The sequence below is a fragment of the Nocardioides perillae genome, assembly GCF_013409425.1.
In the GTDB taxonomy this organism is placed as follows: Bacteria; Actinomycetota; Actinomycetes; order Propionibacteriales; family Nocardioidaceae; genus Nocardioides; species Nocardioides perillae.
Map to the genome: position 1 here is coordinate 1723587 of NZ_JACCAC010000001.1, position 22223 is coordinate 1745809.

Here is a 22223-nt window from a genome sequence, read left to right on the forward strand (position 1 = left end):
CGGCCCGGACCCTTCTCCGGGGTGAGAGGCTGGGGCCATGACGGGCGCCACCGAGGTCGACGCCGGTGCTGACGCGCCCGCCGGACGACCGAGCCAGCGCACGGTGGCGGGCCTCGTGGCCGTGCCCCTGCTGCTGGTGCTGTGGCTGGCGGCTGCGCTGCTGCCCGTGCCGTTCGTGACCTACGAGCCCGGCCTGACCCTCGACGTCCTCGCCTCCGACGACGGCCGCGAGCGCATCCAGGTGCAGGGCGCGCGGACCTACCGCACCGACGGCGAGCTGCGGATGACGACGGTCTACGTCACCCAGCCGCGCGCGCGGGTCAACCTGTTCTCCGCGATGGGCGCCTGGCTCGACGACGAGCGGGCGGTCTACCCCTACGACGCCGTCTACGACGAGGACGAGACCGCCGAGGAGACCCGGCGGGAGTCGTCGGTGCAGATGGTCTCCTCGCAGGACGCCGCCACCGCCGCGGCGCTGCGCGAGCTCGGCTACGACGTCACGCCGGTCGTCGAGGTGCTCAACGTGACCGAGGGCCTGCCGGCCGAGGGGCGGCTGCAGGTGCGCGACGTCATCGAGGCCGTCGACGGCCAGGAGATCTCCTCGGCTGAGCAGGTCGGGCAGGTGGTGCGCGCCGCGGGTGCCGGCACCCCGGTGGAGTTCGAGGTGCGCCGCGACGGCCGGGAGCGCACGGTCACCGTCGAGCCTGAGGCGACCGAGGACGGCCCGCTGGTCGGCATCCTCCCCGGACCGGGCTACCGCTTCCCCTTCCAGGTCGACGTGGAGGTGCCCGACAGCATCGGCGGGCCGAGCGCCGGGCTGATGTTCTCGCTGGCGATCTACGACACCCTCACGCCGGGCTCGCTGACTGGCGGCCGCGTCGTCGCCGGCACCGGCACCGTCGACGCGCAGGGCGACGTGGGGCCCATCGGCGGCATCGCGCAGAAGATCCCCGCCGCCCGCGACGCCGGCGCCGGGCTCTTCCTCGTGCCGCCCGACAACTGCGCCGAGGCGCTGCGCGCGCCCCGCGGCGACGTGCGGCTCGTGCGCGCCGAGACCATGCACGACGCGCGGCTCGCGATCGAGGCGTGGGTCGAGGACCCCGACGCCGAGCTGCCCGCGTGCACCGAGGAGGGCTGATGAGCGACCACGACCCGCTGGCCGACCTCGACGGCGACCCCGCGCTGGCCGCCGCCGTCCTGGAGATCGAGGCCCACAGCGCGGAGGGCGGGTGGGACCGGCCCGCGCAGCTCTACGCGCTGGTCGACACCGCCGAGCTGGTCGCCCGCGAGCCGGCCCTGGCCTCGCTCATGGGCCTCGACGACTCCTCGGCCGCCGGGTCGCTGACGCCGGTGGAGCAGGACACCCTCGCCCCCGACCGCCCCCTCGAGCAGGTGCTCGAGCAGATCACCTGGCCCGACGGCGTCGCCGGCTGCGCCGCCGTCGTCGAGCGCCTCGTGCTGCCCCCGGGGGCCGACGAGTCGCTGCCCGAGGATCCCTCGGCGGCGCAGGAGTTCGCGCGCGAGCACCCCGACCGCCAGGAGGTGCGCATCGTCGCCGGCGTGACGCGGGCGGGTGCGTCGTACTGCGCCCTGCGGCTGCGCGCCCACGACGACGCGGCCTCCGTGGTCGGCGGCACCGACCTGGTGCCGGCGCTGCTGCAGCTGCTGCGCGACACCCTCGACGACGGCCCCGAGCCGACCCCCGACACCCCGCACCCCCACCAGGAGGACGCACGTGAGTGACCTGTTCGGCGACCAGCCCCGGCGACCGGCGCCCCCGCCGCGACCCCAGGCCGCCTCGGGGAGGTCACGGGCCCTCGTCATCACCGCGGTGGTCCTGGCCGGCCTGTTCGTCCTGCTGACCGCGCTGTCGTCGGTCTACACCGAGCGGCTCTGGTTCGACGCCGTGGGCTACCTCGGCGTCTTCAGCACGGTGCTGTGGACCCGGGTTGGGCTCTTCCTGGTCTTCGGCGCCCTGATGGCGATCGTCGTCGGCGTCAACATGGCGGTGGCCTTCAAGACCCGCCCGCTCTTCCGCCCGCCCTCACCCGAGCAGGGCAACCTCGACCGCTACCGCGAGGCCGTGCTGCCGATCCGCACCTGGCTGCTGGTCGGCGTCGCCGTCGTGATGGGCATCTTCGCCGGCACCTCGGCGACCGGGCAGTGGCGCTCCTACTTGCTGTGGCGCAACGGGGTGGACTTCGGCACGACCGACCCCTACTTCGACCGCGACGTGGGCTTCTACGTCTTCGAGCTGCCGTGGTGGCACTACCTCGTCGACTTCACCATGGCCGCCGCCGTCATCGGCGCGATGGCCGCCGCGGTCGTGCACTACCTCTTCGGCGGCATCCGGCTCCAGGGCCGCGACCGCCTCACCGGCGCCGCGCAGGTGCAGCTGTCCGTGCTCGTCGGCCTCTTCGTGCTCGCCAAGGCCGTCGACTACTGGCTCGACCGCTTCGACCTGCTCAACGACGCCGGCGGGCTGATCACCGGCATCACCTACACCGACGACAACGCGGTGCTGCCGGCCAAGAACATCCTGGCCGGGATCGCGGTGATCTGCGCGCTGCTGTTCTTCCTCAACGTCTGGCGCCGCACCTGGATCCTGCCCTCGATGGGCCTGGCCATGCTGGCGCTGTCGGCCGTGCTGCTCGGCGCGGTGTGGCCCGGCGTCGTCCAGCAGTTCCAGGTCGACCCGACCGAGGCCGACAAGGAGGAGCCCTACATCCAGCGCAACATCGACGCGACCCGCGCGGCCTACGACCTCGAGGACAGCGAGGTGGTGCCCTACACCGCGGGCGGCGTCGAGGTGTCGGCCGCCGAGGACGAGATCGTCGCCCAGCAGGCGATCGAGAGCTCCGGTGTGCGCCTGGTCGACCCCAACATCATCCCGGCCGCCTTCGAGCAGAGCCAGCAGATCCGCGGCTACTACTCGGTGGCCGACGTGCTCGACGTCGACCAGTACGACGTGGAGGGCACGCCGCGCGACCTGGTCCTGGGCGTGCGCGAGCTGAACCAGGCCGGCATCGCCGAGACCAGCCAGAACTGGGCGAACCTCCACACCGTCTACACCCACGGCGACGGCGTGATCGCCGCCTTCGGCAACCAGCGGCCCGCCGACAACAGCGCGCAGACCGCCTCCGGCAACGAGGAGCCGCGCTGGGCCAACCCGCCGCTGGGCGACCTCACCGACATCGTCGGGGAGTACGAGTCGCGCATCTACTACGGCGAGAACGCCCCGGCCTACTCCGTGGTGGGCAAGCGCGAGGCCGACGACCCCGACCTCGAGCTCGACCTGCCGATCTCGGTCGGCGGCGAGGAGACCGAGGAGTCGGAGGCGACCTCGACCTACGACGGCGAGGTGGGCGTCGACATCGGCAGCCTCTTCCGCAAGGTGCTCTACGCCGTGCGCTTCGGCGAGCCCAACCTGGTGCTCTCGGACCGCGTGCACGAGAACAGCCGCATCCTCTACGACCGCGACCCCGCGCTCATGGTCGAGAAGGTGGCGCCGTGGCTCACCGTCGACGCCGACCCGTTCCCGGCGGTCGTCGACGGCAAGGTGCTGTGGATCCTCGACGGCTACACCCTCAGTGACCAGTACCCGCTCTCGGAGCGCGAGTCGTTCGACGAGATGACCGACGACGCCCTCGACGACGGCTCGGCCTTCCAGACCCTGCCGACCGACGAGATCAACTACATCCGCAACTCGGTCAAGGCCACCGTCGACGCCTACGACGGCACGGTCACGCTCTACGCCTGGGACGAGAGCGACCCGATGCTCGAGGCGTGGATGAACGCCTTCCCCGGCACGGTGCAGGCCAAGGACCAGATCCCGGACGCGGTGCTCGAGCACATGCGCTACCCCGAGGACCTGTTCAAGGTGCAGCGCTTCCAGCTCGCCCGCTACCACGTCACCGACGCGGCGGACTTCTACCAGGGCAACGAGCGCTGGGAGGTCCCGACCGACCCCAACCAGCAGGCGCTGCAGCCGCCCTACCGCCTCTCGGTGGAGCGTGACGGGGCGAACCGTTTCTCGCTCACCTCGACCTTCGTGCCGGTCAACCGCGAGAACCTCGCGGCCTACATGACCGTCGACGCGGAGGCGAACAGCGAGACCTACGGCACGCTGCGGGTGCTCGACCTCGCCGCCGGCGGCGGCCGCCAGGTCTCGGGCCCGGGGCAGGTGGCCAGCCGCATCAACGCCGACGAGGACCTGCAGGACGCGCTGCTGCGCTTCACCGCGGGCTCGGAGTCGCGAGCGGTCTACGGCAACCTGCTGACCATCCCGGTCGACGACCGGCTGCTCTACGTGCAGCCGATCTACACCATCCGCCAGACCGGCGACGGGTCCTTCCCGGTGCTGCAGTACACCGCGGTCTCCTTTGGCGAGGACGTCGGCTTCGGCGCGACGTACGCCGACGCGGTGCGCGACCTCCTCGGCATCGAGGAGGGCGGTGTGCAGACGCCGAGCCCCGAGCCCCCGGCAGGCGAGGGCGACCCCGGTGAGGGACAGGTCCCGAACCAGCCCGAGCCGGGTGCGGAGGCGACGGTCGCCGAGCTGCTGCGCCAGGCCGATGGCCTCTACGACCAGGCGCAGGACGCGCTGCGGCAGGGTGACCTCGCCGAGTACCAGCGCCTGAACGACCAGGCTGCGGCGCTCGTCAACCGCGCGCTCGCCGCGGCCGACGCCGAGGCGGGCGGCGGCGCCGGGCAGGAGAGCGGCCGCTGAGCCCGCGGCGTGGGCCGGCCCTCGGCTGAGAGCCGGCTCACGCCACCCCGGTTTGGTGCTCCGCGGGTCCGTCCCGTAAAGTCGGGATCACCGACGCGGGGTGGAGCAGCTCGGTAGCTCGCTGGGCTCATAACCCAGAGGTCGCAGGTTCAAATCCTGCCCCCGCTACCAAGAGAAACAGCAGGTCAGGGGCGGTTTCCGGAGAGATCCGGAAGCCGCCCCTGATTCGCGTTTTCGGCTCTTGTCCGCAACTTGTCCGCAGATGCTGCCGTGTGCCGTCGGTCGCGACGGCGCTGGATTCGGCTGGATCTCAGCGGATCCGGCTGGAATCTGCGATGGCCCGGTCAGAAGTTCGCGCGGTAGTCCAGGCCCTATCTGCACACGGTCCGGGGACATCACCGAGCTCGTTACCGGCAAGTGGAAGTCGGCGACTCATCTCAGCACCTACTCTGAGGAGAGCAGGACCATTGAGCTCGTCGGTCTCCTCGCGGTGGATGCCTCGCGGCCAGTGGGGCTGTAGACGGCCGAGCCTCGCCGCCGTTGAAGACGTGGTTGGAGGTTGTATGCAGGGCACCGAGCAGGCGCTTCTCGATGCCGTCGCGCGTTCGATCCGCGAAGGTGAACTGGCTCTTGATGAGATCGCTCAGATCGTGGACGCGTCTACCGGGCAGTTGCGTGCTGCCGTCGGTGACTTAGATGAGAACAGCTCTGGATCGGAATCGGCTCTTGCAAAACTCGCACTGGCAGCCGCTGATGATCTTGAGCGGCGCGTCGCTGATAGTCGCGCACGTCTGAGTAGTTTCAACATCGTCTTCTTCGGGCGAACCGGCGCCGGCAAGAGCACGCTGATGTCGGCGATGGGGCGCTTGGATGGCGGGCGGGTGTCACCAGGTGACAGCGACTGGACGGTCGAGGTCGACGCCATCGACTGGCACGGATGCCGCCTCTACGACACCCCGGGGACCGGGGGTTGGGGAGGCCGACGCAGTCGAAGCGAGCTCGAGGACAAAGCGCGAGAGGCTACGGAGATCGCAGACGTCGTGATCCTCTGCTTCGACAGCCAAAGCCAGCAACAAGCCGAGTTCGCCAAAGTCGCCGCCTGGGTGCAGGAGTACGGTAAGCCAGCCATCGCTGTGCTCAACTTCCGAACGGACCGATGGCGGCATCCCATTCGCACCCAGGACCGCGAGAGTCGAAGATCGCTCAACGCAACGGTGCGCCAACACGTCGACAACATCAACGCCGAACTGGCCCGGATCGGCCTTGCCGGTGTGCCCGTTGTGGCGCTGAACTCGCGTCGCGCCCTGGTTGCCAGAGCAACTCGCCCCTTTAGGGGCCCCGAAGCGCCAGCCGTTAACGCCGAGCTTGAACGTTTCGGGGCGGAGTACCTCGAGCACTGGTCGAATCTCCCCGCATTGGAGGCGCTCCTTGGAGCGTGTCTCTCAGTCGGCGGACATGATCTCCGACTGGCGGCGCTGCGCGACGGTCTGCGTACCACGTTCGGGCAATGGGTGTCCGCACTCGACACGCTCGCGCAACTACGACTCGAGCAGGCCGTCGTGTTGGAACGAAGCATCGCGCAGATGCTCGCCGTTCTCGGCTACCCCGATGAGGACCTGCGTGTGCAGCATCTCGGACCGGCGTCCTCCGAAGTTCCCGATCTGCTCACCCGGCTTGAGGCCGCCAGAGGCGAGCCTTTCGATGCTCCGGTGACCGGTAGCCTCGCACGGCACGCGAAGTCGCTACTCACGTCGCATCTCGGTGCCGAGCGATCCAAGTCATTGCGCCGCGCGGAGAATCTCGTCACTGACGCCTTCGACAGACGCAAGAAGGTTGGCGGAAAGGCCTTCGACAAGGCCGTGTATCGGCCGAAGGATGTCGCTGCGGCCTTGCAAGCGGTGGGCCGCGACGTCGATCAATTCATCAACGACAACCTGAAACTTACGGGCACTGAGGGGCGCGAGGATCTCGACCTGATGGGTCGTCGGTCGTCCGCGGTGCACGGGGCCGCTGGCAAGGGGCGTAGGCAGATCGCAACCGCGCTCCAGGCCGGCGGTATCGCGGCCAGCGGCACAGGCGCTGTTCTGGGAATCGTCGCCACCACTCAGTTCTGGAATCCAGCAGGCTGGACCGCTGCGGCCATCCTTGGCGGCCTCGCGATCGGGGCCGCGATGGCTGGCTTCCTTGGCCGGAAGAACCGCAAGAAGGCCGAGCAGAAAAGGGTGGCTGCCCGCTCGTCTGCGATTGGGGAGGCGAGGTCGGCTGTCTCCACGCAGTTTGACGAGTGGCATTCCAGTCACCTTGCGGCGCTCTTGGGGACGGCATGGGCTGAGGCAGCGGAATCCGTGCGAACTCTCATCGAGGAGACCGTCGACGCACACGAAATGCATGACGAGTTGGAACGCCTCGCTGAGGTCCTCGAATCCCACGCGGGAGGGATTCCCGCCGCACCGTCAGCAGCGACAGTCATCCAGCATGGAATCCAAGTCGTGCTCGACTCCGCAGGCTACGGCACTACTGAGAGCGATGTGCTGCTCGGCGAGAGCTGGGAGCTCGTCGACGTTGCCGAGGGTGATCACCGCTCCTTCTCGCCCCACGACGTGGAAGAGTTCCAGAAGCGAGCGGGCCAAGGCTTGCATAGGTTCCAGGACTTCGTCACTTCATTGTCAGCGACGGTTGATACCGATGAACTACAGAAGTGGATCGAGGATGCACGGCTTGCGGTGCATCTCGAGGATTCTGCGTCTAGGGTTGCGACCGGTTCGGCCGGCCCGCCGCGGATCGTCCTCCTGGGTGACTACAGCTCCAGCAAGTCGAGCCTGGTCAAGCGCCTGCTCGTCGAACTAGGAGAGCCGGTCCCTCCCGGACTCAAAATTCACGCCGCTCCCGAGACCGCCAAGGCCTCGGTCTATCAGGTTGGCCACGTGTCGCTTGTCGACCTTCCGGGATTCCAGGGTCACAACAAGGCGCATGATGAGTTGGCGGTCGCCGAGTCCGCCGATGCTGCTTTAGCCGTGGTCGTGCTCAGCACGAACCTCTTGCTGGGAAACACGGCTGCACTGGTCGAGGTGCTGGGCGGATCGCGGCGCATGGTTGCCAAGGCGGCGAGAGCCTTCTTCGTGGTGGGTCGCATCGACGAGATCGGAGCAGATCCGGAGGAGTCCCCACGTGACTTCTTGACGCGCTGCCGGCGCAAGGAAGCCGAACTCGTTGCTGCTTTGCATTTCCACGGCATTCCGGTGACTCCGGAGCGTGTCTGGTCCGTGTCTGCGGATCCGTTCGGCATGGTCGGCAACCGTGTGCCTGTGACCGCAGCTGACTACGTCGACCGTCATCGCATCTGGGACGGGATCCGCCCGCTCGTTGACGGGCTAGTGAGCATCGACGCGTCAACCGCATCCATCCTCGCGGGAGTCGGCGAGCGCGACGGCCTTCTAGCGCTCTTGATGACTAGTTCTGAGGCCGAAGGCCTCGCGATCGAGGAACTTCAGGCAGAGGTTGCCGATTGCATCGATCTCGCTACCACGTACGACGAGGGCCTCGCCGATCTCCGACTTCTGATGAAGTCACTGATCCGGCAGGTCGAGCAACTCGTCGACGACCATGCCAATGAGCTGATCGGCGAGGCGTTGGGCGCCGGACCCGAGGAAGCTGATGCTCTTGCTGACGCGTTTGAGGAGTGGTGGCGAGATCCACGTCTCAAGGCCGGCCTGACGGCATTCTTCGCTTCGGCCAACCGAGAAGTCGACGAGTGGTGGGCGAACAACGCGTCCGCCATTGACCGCAGGGTCCGCAAGATGGAGGCTCGAGTCAACGCGAGCAGTCGGAACGGTGCCCTGCGAACGTCGTCCGGTGCCGGAGGTGAAGCGCTCGCGCGCCGTGTTCTCAACGAAGCATCTCGAATCGTGTCAGCCTTCGGCAGCCGCGAGCCGGTCTACAAGATCGGCAAGGCGCTTGGGGTCAAGTTCCCGCCTTGGGGCGCCGTCAAAGGCGGAATACGAGTCGCCAAGGCGGGTGCAGTCCTTGGCGTCGTCGCAACCGCATGGGACGTCCTTGCCTTCCTCCAAGATCTCAAGGCTGAAGATGGTCGTGAGGCTGCGCGCCATAGGGCGGTCGATTACGTTCGGGACACGATGTCGGAGGTTGTTGCGAGCATCGTGCGGGGAACAGACGAGAAGCCCGGTTTCATACTCGATCTAGAAGAGCAGGAAGCCATGCTGTTGGCTCAGGTGGACGCGCTCACCGACCGTGGTGCCTCGATCGAGGTTGCGATCGAGGAACTTCGTGCTCGACGCGCGGCTTCGCTGCGTTTGATCGAAAGGGCGCCTGGAGTCCAGGCCGGCGCCAAGGAGGAGTTCTCGTGAGTGAAGTGCTAGAGGACCGGCGATTCCAGGAATGGCTTCGGCGCGCGGTGGGCGAGGATCGGGCCGACGAACTTCGCAAGTCGCTCGATGAGTTCGCCCAACGCGAGAAGCCGGTGATAACGCTGTTCGGCGCCTTCGACACGGGCAAGAGCGCGATTGCTCGCCGCCTGCTGGTGGATGCTGGCCTCGATGTACCTGAGTGGCTCACGATCAGTGCTCGTCACGAGACCTTCGAGTCGAGGCACGTTGAGGTCGATGGGTATGTCTTGCAAGACACTCCGGGCATCTCGGACCCTGACGTAGATCTCCCCACGGACCTGCGCGCCGAGGTCAACACCAGACAGGCGATGGACGCCATCGCCTTGACCGACGTCGCGTGCATCGTCGTGAACCCGCAGCTTCCGACGGGGGAGCGGGATCAACTTCTCGCGCTCATCGAGGAGGGCTGGATTCCTGGATCTCTGATAGTCGTGATCTCACGCTTCGACGACGCCGGTGCGAACCCGCTCTACGACCTCGACGGGTATCGCGACCGGGCAGCCAACAAGGTTGCCGAACTGCGACGATCGCTGGAGCTGGACGAAACGATCCCCATTCATGTAGTGGTGCCCGACTTCGAGCAGGTTGCCGGCGCTTCGTCGTCGCCGGACCCCACTGTATGGGATGAATCCCGCGACTTCGACGGCATGAGCGACCTTGCCGCGGCCTTCTCACATGTGGCGACTCGCGACACCAGGGCCTTGCGTGCGGCGGCGGTGGCTCGTTTCTGGGCTTCTCACGTTCGACGAGCATTGCTGAGCAGCGAGGCCGAGCTCGAAGATCTCGAGGCAGGACTCAATCACGCCGAAGGTCTCATCAAGCGGAGAGACATCCAGATCAGCCAGTTGGACGTCCTGGATGCGGCGGCCAGGGTCTCGATTATGGGGGCGGTTGAGGACGCCATCAACGCGTCAGTCCGGCGGCAGTCGGTCAGTGCCGAGGGGATCCAGTCGTCCGTCGACCACGTGCTTGAAACGTGGTGGCTGCGAGAGTGCGCTGCCCTCGACAAGCTCGCGAGCGAAGCGGGAGTGACGTTCGAGCGGCAACGGGAACGTCCCGGCTGGCAGGTCCTAACTCAGTTGTTTGAGCCTGACGCTGGACCTGCGGCGAAGGATGGGCAGCGCAAGTATGCCGGCCGGCTCGGAGGCGTCACGGACAAGGTCAAGTCGAGTTTCGACGCCGTCAAGAAGCTCGAGGAAGCGGCGAAGGAGACCCCCAAAGAGGCTTCCGGCGGTGCGACGAAAGCCGTGGCAAACGCGAGCAAGTCGGTGCCGAAGGTCGAAGTTGCCGTCCACGCACTACCAGCCATCGTCGAGCTCGCTGGCTTAATCGAAGACATCGTCCAGGACAAGCAGGCTGCCAAGCGGAGGCGCGAGCGTCGTGACGAGCTCCATAAGCAGGTGCGGGGAATCGCGCAGGACGCCGCCGATCAAGCACTTGTTAGCTGGCAACATGAAGTCGAAGCGACGCGCGCGACGATCGCCGAGTCGGTCGGGATCGACGACGAACAGGTCGATGCGCTCAAGACTAGTGTCGACGAAGTCCGTGCAACCGTGGTGGCCGGACGGCGCCTGATGGCCATCTAGGGGTCGGAAGGCCTAGCCGACCCTCCCATTCTGCGCCCGCGGTGCACCGAAGGGCTTACGCATCAAGTCCGCCAGCGCGCCGCGCTCCTGGAGCAGGTCAGGGGCGGGCGGTTTCCAGGAGAGATCCGGAAGCCGCCCCTGATTCGCGTTTTCGGAGCTTGTCCGCAACTTGTCCGCAGACGTTCGCCGAGTGACGTCGGTGCGACGACGCTGGATCGGCTGGATCTCAGCGGATCCGGCTTGGAAATCTGCGATGGCCCGGTCAGAAGTTCGCGCGGTAGTCCAGGTCGATCGGTGGCCAGGTGCTCACGACTTCGCTGACCTGCGCGGGCCAGGAGTACGACGTGAGGCCATTGGGCTCGTGGAGTCCGGTGGTGACGACTGCGCGGAGGAAGGCGCGGGCGTACTCGAGAGGGCCCACGATCATCGTCTTCTCGTCGTCGGCGAGGACGAAGTATTCACGATCGGGCAGCGCGGCGAGCGCGGCCCTGTCCGTAGGTGCCTCGGCGAAGGGGCGGCGGTGGCACCACTCGAAGCCGTCGCCGTAGACGTAGGCCGCCGCCACGATGCGGTCGTCGTCGCGCCAGACGCTGACGCCCCAGGGCAGGTCACCGGTGCCAGTGGGGGAGTAGCGGTCGACGTAGTCCCAGCCGGTGATCGCCTCGTCGAGGAACACCGAGGGGTCCACGTGACGGAACCTGTCGGGCCTGCGAAGCAACTGGGCCCAGACCTCGTCGACGTTGTTGCCCAGGGCGCGATGCTCAGGACGCACCAGGGACTGCTGGTAGGCGAGGTTGCGGGGCGGCAGCACATGGAGAACGCGCACCACGTCTGCACCTTCGGCGTGGTCATTCTCGAGCCGCCAAGCGAGGAGTTGCTGGCGCATGAGCTGGTAGAAGGGCTCGTCGAGCATCCACTCGATGTCGATCAGCTCGGACCGAAAAGGCCCCGCGGGGTCGTGGTAGTCAGCGCCGTAACGCTTGAGCCGGGTCCTGTCGTAGCCGGGCTTCGGCGGCCGCGTCGTCGTGTACTTCTCGGTGTACTTCCACTCGACCAGCGCGAGCTCCGTGCTACCTGCGCTGGTGCGGTAGAGGAACGCAGCGTCGACGCTCGTGCACCGGGTGCCGCGGACGCGCGGCTTGCCGGCTCCCTCGCCGAAGTAGTCCTCCGGCCCGATGTACTCGAACGTCAGGTGTCGGCCCGGCTCGATCTCGAGGACCTCGGCGATGTCGGCAACGTGTCCGAAGGCCCGCTTGATGCGCTCGGGGTCATCGACCATGGGCATCAGGGCGTTGACGCACTGGACCTGGCTTGAGAGGAGGTTGTTGCCTGGGCCGCCGTCGATGCCGCAGTGCCAGGGGATGCCGAGGTCCTTGAACAGCTCGGTCGAACCTTGGGCGTGGGGCAGCAGGTTCGCGTTGGCGTGCTCGGGCGGAAGACAGTGGGCGTAGTGGCCGATCGCAATGCCGTCCTGGTTGATCCACGGCGCCGGCTGGCGCGCGGGCGACCACAGGTTGGGGGTTCGCTTCTTCCAGGCGGCTGCGAGAGCTTGCTGCTCGATCGCGTAGTCATCGTTCGTCATGTGCCTCAGGAACCTACGCCGAGCGTCCGACACTAAGGTCTCAGCGACGTGTCGCATGGTCGGGCTGTTGGCCTGCCAGATCCCGCACGAGGCGGATGCACAGTTGGACCCGGTCCTCGCTGTCGATCGGCCGTCCGGCTCCGGAGCGACGCTGCTTCACGAGCACCCGTCCGTCGTCGCTGGTCCGGTAGACCTCGCGGACGCGCGCGACCGCAGCGCGAATCTCGGCATCTGCATCGTCCGGCACCTGCACGGAGAAGCCGTCCTCCGCACACTTGACCGTCGCCTGACGGACAGCCATGCCGGTGTTGACGCGATACCACTGGGGTTTCGACGCGACGTCGGAGAGCCCGCCGTCAGTCCAGGCAGCGAGGAGCAGGGCGTCGCTGAAGTAGGCGCTGTAGTGGCTTCCGTGCAGGATGTGCAGCCCGGCGTACCCGAAGCCACCGTCTGCAGCGTCGTACTCGCCGTGGTAGAAGCCTTGACCGACCTTGCTGCGCGCTCCGGGGTAGCGGACGAGGTAGTAGCGCCAGTCGAAGTGGCTCCTCGACTCCCTCTCGGCGCACCAGTCCAGAGAGATCTTTGTCAGTACGTCGCGAGCCGACGTCGGCCCCGCTGTCAGCCGTGCTTCCACATCATCGAGCAGCTCCATCAGTGGCCCGCGGACACGAGTCATGCTCTCTCGAGAGCCGATCGTCAGGATCTCCCGCCAGGACTCCTCCAGCTCGGAGCTGCCTAGCTGCCGCTTGCGGCTCTCCCACCCGACGTCGCGGGAGTAGTCGCCGTACGTGAGCAGCGCGGCCCCGAAGAGGTCCCGTAGCTCTGGCACTGCGACGAGGGCGAACGTCGCGGCACGTCTCGGCAGTGTTGCGGCGTCCAAGTCGAAGGACAGTAGTCGTCCGCGGACCATCGAGTGGTCCTCAAGGCCGTGAACGGCGTCGCGCACCTCCGCGGAGCTTTGGTCGATCAACCCCCAGACGCGTACCTGATCGGCCGCCCAGTCGGCGTTGAAGGACTGCTGCTTCTCGTCGAGCACGCCGTCAACAACGAGGCTTTCGACGGTCGGGAGATAGTCGGGCATCCGCTTGCGCTGGATTACCGCGGACTCGACGAGGTTGCGCAGGGTTCGGAGTCGGCGGTGCAGGTCCGACTTGCTCGGTTCGCGGCCCGGCTGGCGAGCGAGCAGGACGGCGTACAGAAGAAGCATCTCGGGGAGGGTCAGCCCGTTCTCTGAACTCACGCAGATCCCGACCAAGTCGGGAGCCGCCGAGACCAGGAGTGGCAAGGGGCCGGTGCCCACGTCACCCACCCGGAACAGTTGGTCGAAGACGGCCGTCGGGTGTTCGCCCTTCTGGCACCACGTGTCGAACGCGTGGAGAAAGAAGTCCCGGTTGCTCGCGGCGCGCTGGTCGTCGGTGCCGCGCCCGACGAGCGCGAGCCGCGCCCTTTCCTCAAGGGTTCGCTCGTGTTGTTGTTCCTTGTCGCTCCATCGGCGACCAGTTTCGCGGTCGCGCCACTCGCACACCTCGATGAGGAAGCCGATGTAGCGCATGAATGCGCCGTCGACGGTGACCTTTGGGGGAGGCCTGACGCCGGCCTCCTCGGCGGCAGCGGCGGCTTTGCGCGACGCCTTCTCGTACTCCCAGAAGAGGTCGGTCCACGCCCCGTCGAAGTTCCGGATCACGTGCTGGTGCTGCGTCGGGGCGAGCACGCTCGTCAGCGCGTCCTCCAGGTCGGCCTTGAACACCTCGAACTTGGTGAGCGCCTTGCCGCGGGAGTTCATCTTGAGATAAAGGTCCTCCCCGCGGCCGAGGTCGGCGACCGGTAGGAAGTGGAACCAAATCTTCGGCGCGGCGCGGTCCCGCAACCGGGCCCAGGCGACCGCGGCGTCGGCTTCCGCCGTGGCCGCAATCTCGAGTGCGGCATCGTGGATCGCATCGAGCATCACGAGCATCGAGGCGATCGTGGGGTCGTCCTGCCAAGGGTAGAGGTACCACGGTTGGTCGGTGATCCAGGCCGAGGGCATCCCTGCCTCGTTGGGGAGGGGGTGTTCGCGCAGCGCTGCGGCGAAGTAGCGCGCGCTGGGCCGAGTCGCGTATGAGAACTGGAGCCACTCCGCGTCGCGGTCGAGCACGCCGGCGCGGGACGCGACGTACCAGTGCAGTAGGAAGAGGGTGGTGAGTCGCTGCTGCCCGTCGAGCGGCTCCAGCAGGTGGTGCTCATGGGCGTCGCGCTTGCGGACGTGCACGCCGCCGTACACGAAGTCGAGCCCGACCCCGCCTTGGGGCACGCCGGCGGCGCCGTAAGCTGCGCGGACGAGCATCCGGGCGAAGCGACGACGGATCGCGGTGGTCTCGTCGTCGGCCCGGCCCTGCGCGTAGTCGCGCTGGATGATCGGGATCTCGATCCCGGTGATCCGGGGCCGGTCGCCCTTGGGCTCGTCGAAGAGTCCTAGGTACGTCGTCTGGTGCCCCTTCACGACGAAGCCTCCTCGTGGCTTTTCGTCGCTGCCTGATCGGCCTCGACCGTTTCGTCGGCCACCGCGCCAGGCGCATCGGTCAGGAACGACCGGACCTGACGGACCATCTCGTCGTAGTAGGACTCGCGATCGCCCGCTCCCCACAGAGACGCGTGTTCGGTGCCCGAGGTGTAGTACTTCAGGAACACGTTGCGGGTGCACGGCAGCAGGTAGACCCCCTGCTTGTCGAGCTTGAGCATGCGGTCGCGTTTGAGTGCGAACACCGCGTTGTTGAGCATGCTGTTGATATCGCGCTGCAGGAGCGCGAGGTTGCCGAGGCTGTGCGTGTCGTCATCTGAGGGAGAGTCCGGTGCGTCGAAGAGTGTGATCACCCGGTCGCGCAGGCGCTCGAAGCCAGGCTCGTCGACTTGGCTGAGCGGACGAGCAAGGTGCGTCGTGATGTCGGCGAGCAGCGGATCGACTACCTGCAGCGAATCGCTCGGCCAGGGCTGTCCCGCGATCTTTTCTTGGTGCATCGCCAGCCACTCCCGGCGACCCTTCTCGTCGTTGGGCGACTCGGAGCGCTGGGCGTGAATGTGCTCCAGCGACCACCCGGCGGCCGCGTAGGCGTGGAAGCTGAACCGATTGGCGGGATCCGCGCTGGCCAGCACGGTCTCGACGTTCATCAGGAGCAGCACTCGGGTGCAGTCGCGGTCGGCCTTTGCGCTCTTCCCGTAGCGGAGCAGCGAGACGTCGTCGCTCGAAAGCCCGAGGCGCTGGCGGGTGCGATCCTCGAGCGCTTTGCGGAAGGCCGAGTGCGTCAGGTCTCGGGACAGGGTGACGAGATCGGCAATCGTGTCCCCGATCGCCACGAGGTAGCCGATCCGGTGGTAAAGCTCGTGGTCCTTGAACCACCCGGTCAGCAGGCCGTGGTGCGCGACGACGGCGCTCCAGAACGTCTCGACGCCCCTGGACTGGATGTGATCACGCGCGCGACCGAACAACCAGTGGCGTGAATCGTCTCGCACGACTTCACCGGTGCCCGATGGGGCGGGGATGGTCTCGAGGAGGAAGTCGATGTATGTCCCGGGCTCGGAGTCGCTGCCCGTGAGGAACGCCCACAGTGGCCGGTCACGCAGGTCCAGCTCGAAGCGGTCCCACTGGGCCGCCACCTCTTCACGGCGCTCGACACCGCTGGACGAGAGCACCAGGGCCTTGACTAGTTCGGACTCGGTCAGCGGGATCCGGTCGCGGTTGAGTCGGATGAAGAGGTCCGTGGCCGCCGTGCCGGTCGGCGCCTCATACCAGATCACGTAGACCCATTTGGCGAGTGCCGTGTGCATCGACGTGGCTGCGAGCCCGGCGTTGCCCTGCTCCTCGAACCACCTCTCGATCTCGGCGTACGCCGTCGCGATGTGGCGGTAGTCGATGTTGCTGTCGGCGAGGCCTGGGTCGAGCGAGTCAAGGAACGTCGCGCTGTCTTCACGGGTCTCGTAGGACAGCCGGTAACTGAGCTTTGCGCTCGGCAGGTGTCGCTGGATGTACTTCACGATGAGGTAGAGGGTGGTGAGACGCTGCTGCCCGTCGACGAGTTCCCACGACTTGACCGCCGGGTCGTTATCGCGGCGGATGACGACGATGGGCTGCAGGAAGTAGTCGGAGACCTTGCGGTCCTCGGCCTCCGCGTCACGCTCGTTGGCGGCGATGTCATCCAACAGCGCGCGCACCTCGTCGCGGCCCCAGCGGTAGCCGCGTTGGTACGCCGCGACCAAGAAGTCGCCCTCAACGTACGGGACGCCGGCCCTGCCCTGGATTACGAGCCGCGGCTCCAGCGTGGCGTCCAATGGCGTTGCCCCCGAGATGTCGTCGTACCGTTTCGGCGACCCTAACGCGGCCGCCGCACGAGTTCTCCTTGTTCGGCAAGATGGCTCCAACCCGCTGGCAACGGAGATGCGACCGTTCCTGAACAAGCTCGCCCTATCGAGCTGCGGTGTGGCGCGATGGCGGGGGCCTTCCTAGCCTGGGAGCTCCTCGAACCTCTGGGAACACGTGGGGCATTCGGGCAGGGCTTCGTGGTCCTGGGTGGGGACGAAGAAGGCTCCACAGAGGGCGCGCACGGCTTTGCCCTCGACCGTGCTGCCGGCGAGGTGCTTGCGGTGGCTGTAGTGACTTGTGGACCCGGACACGGACTCCGCGAGTGTCTGCGAGTCCACGAAGTTGTCGAGCTCAGCCACGCGAGCGGCCCAGGCGCCGACCTCGCCAATGTTGGAATAGGTGTCCTTGTAGCGGTCCCAGCTCTGCTCGGGCGGGCTGATCGAGATCAGGATTCGTGTCGTCAGGTGCCAAGCCAAGTTGCTGCCGGCAAACTGGCTGTTGGCTGCGATGTCGAGGTCGATCTCGTCGGCCTGGTAATCGCCGTCCCTAACGGCAGCAACTGACAGGTCGACCCGTGCGATGGGCCCCTCAGCGGACAACGGATGGTCGATCGTCATCGTGTGAGTCCCGCCATGCTGGACGGCGCGGAGCGCATCCCGGACCTGTCGTTGAACGTTGAGCTCCCATTCGGTACGAATGCGCGCGGCGGTCTCCTGCTTGAGGAGGCGGCGATCGTCGTCTGTCGGCAGCCAGCCCTTGAGGTCGCCGGCTTCGTTAGCCCGCTGCACGCGCTGGTAGAAGTCGTCGCGGTCCTGGTGGTCACCCTTCGCCAAGCCGGCCACGACTAACCAGCGCACGCCGGTCTTCGTGTCCTGCCAGACCCCGCCTCGCCACTGCGACTGCTTGATCTCGAGGAGTCGCAGCTGCGTCGCGCTGGCGATCGGCCCCACGTAGTTGTCGTGCGCCGCGTCCGGACCGAAGGATTCGGTTGCCTTCGCGATGATCGGATGTGGCAGCTCGCTCACCGGATGCAGTTCGCTGTGCTGTCCGGCTGCGATCTTCCGCTGAGGTACAGGGGAGTCCCAGCCCGACGTCAGGTCCTCCTTGAGCACGCGAAGCGTGGGACGAGCGCGGCGGTTGTGCACTCAGCCAATCTTGCCCAACGGAGCCGACGAAGATCGCCGGACCCGCCAAAGTCAGAGCAGGTCGGCGATCTCGTCGGTCGCTGCGGCAGCGGTCTGGCGCTGGTGTGCGAAACGCTCTGCAAGCTCGCGGCGGTCGCGCTGGCGCTGCTCCTCGAACTGAAGAAGGTCGTGAACTCGAATGCGACGGTCACGGCCGACGCGATGGAACACGATCTCTCCGCGGTCGAGCAGCTTGTAGAGGTGGGTGCGGCTCATGCCGAGACGCTCAGCTGCTTGGCTGGGCGTGACTGTCTTTGAGCCGTCGATGACGACGACCTCGTCGCCCTCACGAACGCAGCGACTCAGGCTCATCAGGACATCGCGAAGCTCGGGGCCAGCGGTGGCGGCGAACTGGTCGAGTTCGTCGAGCTGGTCGACAGGGATGTTGGAAGTCTCAAGGGTCTTCATGGCGCACCTAGGTTGGATAGTGTCACAGATGATTCAGGTGTCACAGATGACACTAGGTTAGTCGAAGGTCCGACGCAATCGAAATCCATGAGCTGCACGTCACCCCGGGGGCGGACCGGCGCAGGGGCGGAGGGCGCTCGCTGTCACTCTGGGGCGTAGGTCAGCGTGATCGGACGGGTGCCGGCGACCGTGACGCCGGGCAGCTTCGCCAGGACTGCACAGACGAGCGACGAGCGCTTGACGTTGAGGTCGTCGGTGGCGAGCAGTTCGCGATTCGTAAGCTTTCGCCTGGTCGTGAGCCGCTGCCAGGCCGCCTCGAACATCCAGGCCGGAACGTCCTGCGGTCCGGTTCCGGCCTTCCGGCTGCTCTCGGTCTCAACCAGAAGTCGCTCCGGGGTGATCTCGATGATCCAGTTCGGCTGGCCGGAGGAGACGGTGAACACCCGCTCCGAGGTCGACAGATGCTCGCGGAGCAAGTCGAGAAGCGCAGGGCTGAACGGCTCGGTCTTCACTGAATGAGTGTGACAGTCGACCGGTGTCTCGTCCTGGTAGTCGTCCCCCACGGCGCAGGGGCGCCTGGGCAGCGGTCCTGAATCACGGCCTGGCCCAGCTGCAGTCAGAGATGGGGAAGCGGTCGAGGTCCAGCGCGACCAGCGCCAGGTGTGTGTGCCGATGACCTTGAGACGCACTTCTTCATAACCGGCATCTGCTGCTTGAGTGAGCAGATCCAAGGCTGTGGCGATGAGCCGCAAGGGTGACTCTGTGCTGACCTCAGCCCCTTCGATGGCGAGGTCCGCCGACGCCAGCCCCGCCAACGCGTCGGCCACCAACGCGAGCTCAAGACCCGTCAGGCGCAGCGAGCCCCGGCTGGAGGTCGCCGACTCGGCTGCCAACACCGTCACCTTGACGGCAGCGTCGTCGAGGACCCGAACGGCGGCCTCGACCCGCACTGTTGCCTGCTGGTTGTCGGACTCCATCGCTGCCCCCTCGGTCGTTGATGGCGTCAGGAGAGCGCGTCCGCGACGCTCGACTCGGACGAAACAGGCGTGCCTGTGGACAACCGGCCCCCGGTCTGGCTTGGGCACAGGAACTGGGGCTGGCGATGCTTGGCGCCGAGGTCGAGGCGATCGTCGCGAACGTTGACCGGGTTGAGCGAGGACGCCGAGGATCTGCGGCAGAAAGCTCCGTTCGCGGGAGTCCTCAGCGAGCAGCGGCGTGACCAGGCGCTCGTCGCCTTCGCCGACTTCTGGCGGACCGCGCCCGCCGGTCAGGACGTTATGGACGTTTATGGAAGCCCCCCTTCATAAAGCCCATCGCGCCCCCGCCGATCATCGGAGTCGGTCCGGTGGCCGCGGTGCTTCGGGCCGTCGCAGTCGAGCGAGCTCGTCTGCGACACTGCTCCACTTCGCGTCGAGGAGCTTCCCTGCGGCGGACCAGTCGCCGATCTGCCGCAGCACCCGGCGGCATGCGGCCGGCGAGGACAGTACGGCGGCGACGTGATCGTCGAGTGCCGGTTCGACCATGACGACGCGAACGGCGATGGCGCCGGCCTCGGCTGCTCGTCGCTCCTCGAAGGCGCGCCGCCGGCAGGCGTCGGAGCACCACTTCCGCGGCCGTCCCGGCCCGGGATGGTCGGGGATGAAGATCTGGTCCGCGCAGCCCGGACGGGCGCATGGCACGGTCTTCACGACTCCCGCTCCCGGACCCATGCGTCGACCGTCTCGGGGCGCCAGCGAAGGTGCTTGCCGACTCGGAGTGCTGGCGGCCCGTAGTTGCTCTGGCGCCACCCGTAGATGGTCTGTACGGGGACCCCGAGGTACGTCGAGAGCTGGTCGATGTTCCACAGGGCCGTGCGGCACAGACGCGTGCCGGTGGGCGCTGAGGCCTTGGTGGAGGTTCTCGAGGCTGGCGGCGCCGATCTCCTCGGGGGCGTCGGTTCCGGGAGCTCGTCCCATAGCGTCGGCTGGTCGTCTTGGTGGTTGTTGGGCATCGTTTGGCCTCCTCGGTGATCCCTGACGGTTAACCCCCGTCGATTACCAAGGGCGGCCAGACCGCCTTCGGCGATCACCTCGGGCAACATCGGTCCAGGATTTTTTCCGGGAAGCTGAGCCGCTCAGCCGTCCGCCCAGCCGATGCCTCGGCGATTTCGTCCGGCGAAATCGGCCCAAGAATGCAAGAGGTGTGTGGCACTCGGCGAGGCAATGCGGATCGCGGAGGGACGCGAAGTGAGACATGGTCTACCTACGACCCGCTCGACCTTGGGCTCGTTCGGCCGGGTAGTTGATCGAAAGCCAGCACATCCGTCGGATCCGTGGCTTAGCGTTGGCCGATCAAACGAATTCCAGAGGAAACGAGGATCCGATGGGCATCGACAAGGACGACCTGATCACTGCCGCTGCGACTGCTGCCGCGGCCGCGGCCGGGGCAGCAGGTGCAGGAGCGCCCGGCGCCCTGCTCGCAGGTAGCGCCGCGAACGTGGCTACGAGGAAGTACCTCAGCTCCGAGCAGGACGAGTCCGCCGACCAGGGCTGACGCGCCTCAGGAGATGTGAGCGGGAGAGGCATGAGCGACGAGGACGACCAGCTACCGATCATCTGGACCCGACAAGGCGATGCGCTCGTAGCGGTCACGGCGGTCGAGCGTCGCATCGGAGGTTGGACCTCGATCGCCAGCCCGCATCTGCACCAGGCACTGGCCCGCCTTGTCAGCGCACCGTCTGGCTCCCGCTCTGGGAGCGTGCAGATCCGGACGTTCACGATGCGCGACGTCGACCTCGCTTGGTGGGATGCAGCCCAACGCAAAGGGCAGGACGGCTACTCGTACGGCACACTTTGGGGGCCGAAAGGCAAGTTCGTCAAGAACGTCCAGATCAAGGAAGTGAGTCCGCCGGCCACCGCTGGCGCAGGTGTGGTGAAGGCACCTCCGATCGACCCGGCGATGCTCGCGATCGCGGCAGCGATGCATGAGGTCCAGCAGACCCTGGAACGTATCGAGGCCAAGGTCGACCAGATCATTGACACCGTCCAATGGTTGGAGGAGCGCCGTCAGCGCAAGCAGGAGGCCGAGCTTCTCGCAGCGGTCGCCACTCTGACGTCGGTCGCCCGTCGCTGCTTCGCGAGTGGCACGGTCGACCCCGAGGACCTGTTCCGTATCGGGCACTTGGAGCAGATCCTGGGGACGGTTCACCGCGAGATATGCACGGAACTCAATCACCTCGCGAAGGTCATCTCCTACACCGACGTCGACGGCGCGAAGAAGGCGCGCCGCATCGACCCTGGAAGAGTCGCGGGCCTGGTCGAGCTGGACGTGTTCGCCCTCAACGGCCTTAAGGCATACCACCAGCTGATGCTGCTGTCTAAGGCTTCAGCCGGCCGCCTCACCGCGGCAGAGATGGAGAGCTCCCGAGAGGAGCTACACCGGCTCCTGTCTACCACCGAGGCCGCGGTTTCGAGCCTCGCAGCGGTCGATACGAAGATGCGTGACCGCTCCCTGTGGACCTACATGCTGACAGTCGGGATCCCTGCGGGCCGTGCCGCCGACAGGCGACTGCGGCAGGAGGCGAACGGCCGCCGGAAGGAAGCACAGAAGAAGGCCGTGAAGCGCGCGAAGAAGTTGGCGGTCCTTGACGCTTCACTTGAGCAGCTGCAGGTCGTCCTTCCGAGGAGCACGGCGCCGCTGCAGCTGCTGTCCGCGGAGCAGGCCGGCTGAGGGCGAAGTTGATTCGTGGGCGAGGGGCGCCCTCCTGGCCATCTACCGCGCGACCTAAAGCGGCTGCCGGGCTTGAGTACCTCTGCGGGGACTGGCAGTGGCGGGGCGCTTGCGCAGAAGTGCCACCCGACTCGACCGCGATCCCTGACAGAGGCTTGGCGTCCACGGTGGGGGCCTTTCCGCCGCCGGCCGCGATCCACCTACGCATCCGGTTGAAGGGGTGTTCAACAACCCGCACCCGAGGCCTTCGAGGCCGGCGGACCAACTTTCTCGGACGAGATTGATCGCCG

Annotated in this window: 15 protein-coding genes and 1 tRNA gene; 8 read left to right on the plus strand and 8 right to left on the minus strand. The window is 67.0% G+C overall.

What is annotated here, in order from left to right:
• Positions 1 to 37: 37 nt before the first annotated feature.
• The 6 genes from BJ989_RS07960 (at position 38) to BJ989_RS07985 (ending at position 10718) form a co-directional block, all read left to right on the plus strand.
• Positions 38 to 1138, plus strand: coding sequence for a YlbL family protein (locus BJ989_RS07960; RefSeq protein ID WP_179517746.1), 1101 nt, complete (start codon positions 38 to 40; stop codon positions 1136 to 1138).
• Positions 1138 to 1743 (plus strand): PPA1309 family protein, encoded by a 606-nt coding sequence (locus BJ989_RS07965; RefSeq protein WP_179517747.1) that lies wholly within the window; start codon positions 1138 to 1140, stop codon positions 1741 to 1743. Before BJ989_RS07960 ends, BJ989_RS07965 begins: the two co-directional genes overlap by 1 nt.
• Positions 1736 to 4729 (plus strand): UPF0182 family membrane protein, encoded by a 2994-nt coding sequence (locus tag BJ989_RS07970; RefSeq protein WP_343049185.1) that lies wholly within the window; start codon positions 1736 to 1738, stop codon positions 4727 to 4729. Before BJ989_RS07965 ends, BJ989_RS07970 begins: the two co-directional genes overlap by 8 nt.
• Before the next feature lie 94 nt (positions 4730 to 4823).
• Positions 4824 to 4900 (plus strand) — tRNA-Met (locus BJ989_RS07975).
• A 392-nt stretch (positions 4901 to 5292) separates the two neighbouring features.
• Positions 5293 to 9093 carry a GTPase gene (locus tag BJ989_RS07980; RefSeq protein ID WP_179517748.1) on the plus strand — a complete coding sequence of 1267 codons (3801 nt, stop codon included), beginning with the start codon at positions 5293 to 5295 and terminating at the stop codon, positions 9091 to 9093.
• Complete coding sequence (locus BJ989_RS07985) at positions 9090 to 10718, plus strand: GTPase domain-containing protein (protein ID WP_179517749.1); 1629 nt, start codon at positions 9090 to 9092, stop codon at positions 10716 to 10718. The genes BJ989_RS07980 and BJ989_RS07985 overlap by 4 nt, the downstream gene beginning before the upstream one ends.
• Positions 10719 to 10980: 262 nt before the next feature.
• On the opposite strand, the gene BJ989_RS07990 is transcribed toward BJ989_RS07985, so the two are convergent.
• The 8 genes from BJ989_RS07990 to BJ989_RS08025 all read right to left on the minus strand — a co-directional run bounded on the left by BJ989_RS07990 (position 10981) and on the right by BJ989_RS08025 (position 20305).
• The gene (locus BJ989_RS07990; RefSeq protein ID WP_179517750.1) at positions 10981 to 12300 is read right to left on the minus strand and encodes a PGN_0703 family putative restriction endonuclease; all 1320 of its coding nucleotides are present in this window, start codon (positions 12298 to 12300) and stop codon (positions 10981 to 10983) included.
• Positions 12301 to 12340: 40 nt separating this feature from the next.
• The gene (locus tag BJ989_RS07995; protein WP_179517751.1) at positions 12341 to 14779 is read right to left on the minus strand and encodes a GmrSD restriction endonuclease domain-containing protein; all 2439 of its coding nucleotides are present in this window, start codon (positions 14777 to 14779) and stop codon (positions 12341 to 12343) included.
• Positions 14776 to 16602 (minus strand): DUF262 domain-containing protein, encoded by a 1827-nt coding sequence (locus tag BJ989_RS08000; protein WP_179517752.1) that lies wholly within the window; start codon positions 16600 to 16602, stop codon positions 14776 to 14778. The genes BJ989_RS07995 and BJ989_RS08000 overlap by 4 nt, the downstream gene beginning before the upstream one ends.
• A gap of 171 nt (positions 16603 to 16773) precedes the next feature.
• Positions 16774 to 17745 (minus strand): DUF3039 domain-containing protein, encoded by a 972-nt coding sequence (locus BJ989_RS18745; protein WP_179517753.1) that lies wholly within the window; start codon positions 17743 to 17745, stop codon positions 16774 to 16776.
• Between the two features lie 84 nt (positions 17746 to 17829).
• Positions 17830 to 18225 (minus strand): helix-turn-helix domain-containing protein, encoded by a 396-nt coding sequence (locus tag BJ989_RS08010; protein WP_179517754.1) that lies wholly within the window; start codon positions 18223 to 18225, stop codon positions 17830 to 17832.
• Between the two features lie 143 nt (positions 18226 to 18368).
• Positions 18369 to 19202 carry a hypothetical protein gene (locus BJ989_RS08015; protein WP_179517755.1) on the minus strand — a complete coding sequence of 278 codons (834 nt, stop codon included), beginning with the start codon at positions 19200 to 19202 and terminating at the stop codon, positions 18369 to 18371.
• Positions 19203 to 19553: 351 nt separating this feature from the next.
• The gene (locus BJ989_RS08020; protein ID WP_179517756.1) at positions 19554 to 19913 is read right to left on the minus strand and encodes a hypothetical protein; all 360 of its coding nucleotides are present in this window, start codon (positions 19911 to 19913) and stop codon (positions 19554 to 19556) included.
• A complete protein-coding gene (locus tag BJ989_RS08025) occupies positions 19910 to 20305 on the minus strand; it encodes a helix-turn-helix transcriptional regulator (RefSeq protein ID WP_343049188.1) in 396 nt (131 codons plus the stop codon). Before BJ989_RS08025 ends, BJ989_RS08020 begins: the two co-directional genes overlap by 4 nt.
• Positions 20306 to 20586: 281 nt before the next feature.
• Here BJ989_RS08025 and BJ989_RS08030 point away from each other — a divergent pair, with 281 nt between their 5' ends.
• A complete protein-coding gene (locus tag BJ989_RS08030; RefSeq protein ID WP_179517758.1) occupies positions 20587 to 20757 on the plus strand; it encodes a hypothetical protein in 171 nt (56 codons plus the stop codon).
• A 30-nt stretch (positions 20758 to 20787) separates the two neighbouring features.
• Positions 20788 to 21933 (plus strand): hypothetical protein, encoded by a 1146-nt coding sequence (locus BJ989_RS08035; protein WP_179517759.1) that lies wholly within the window; start codon positions 20788 to 20790, stop codon positions 21931 to 21933.
• Positions 21934 to 22223: the final 290 nt, after the last annotated feature.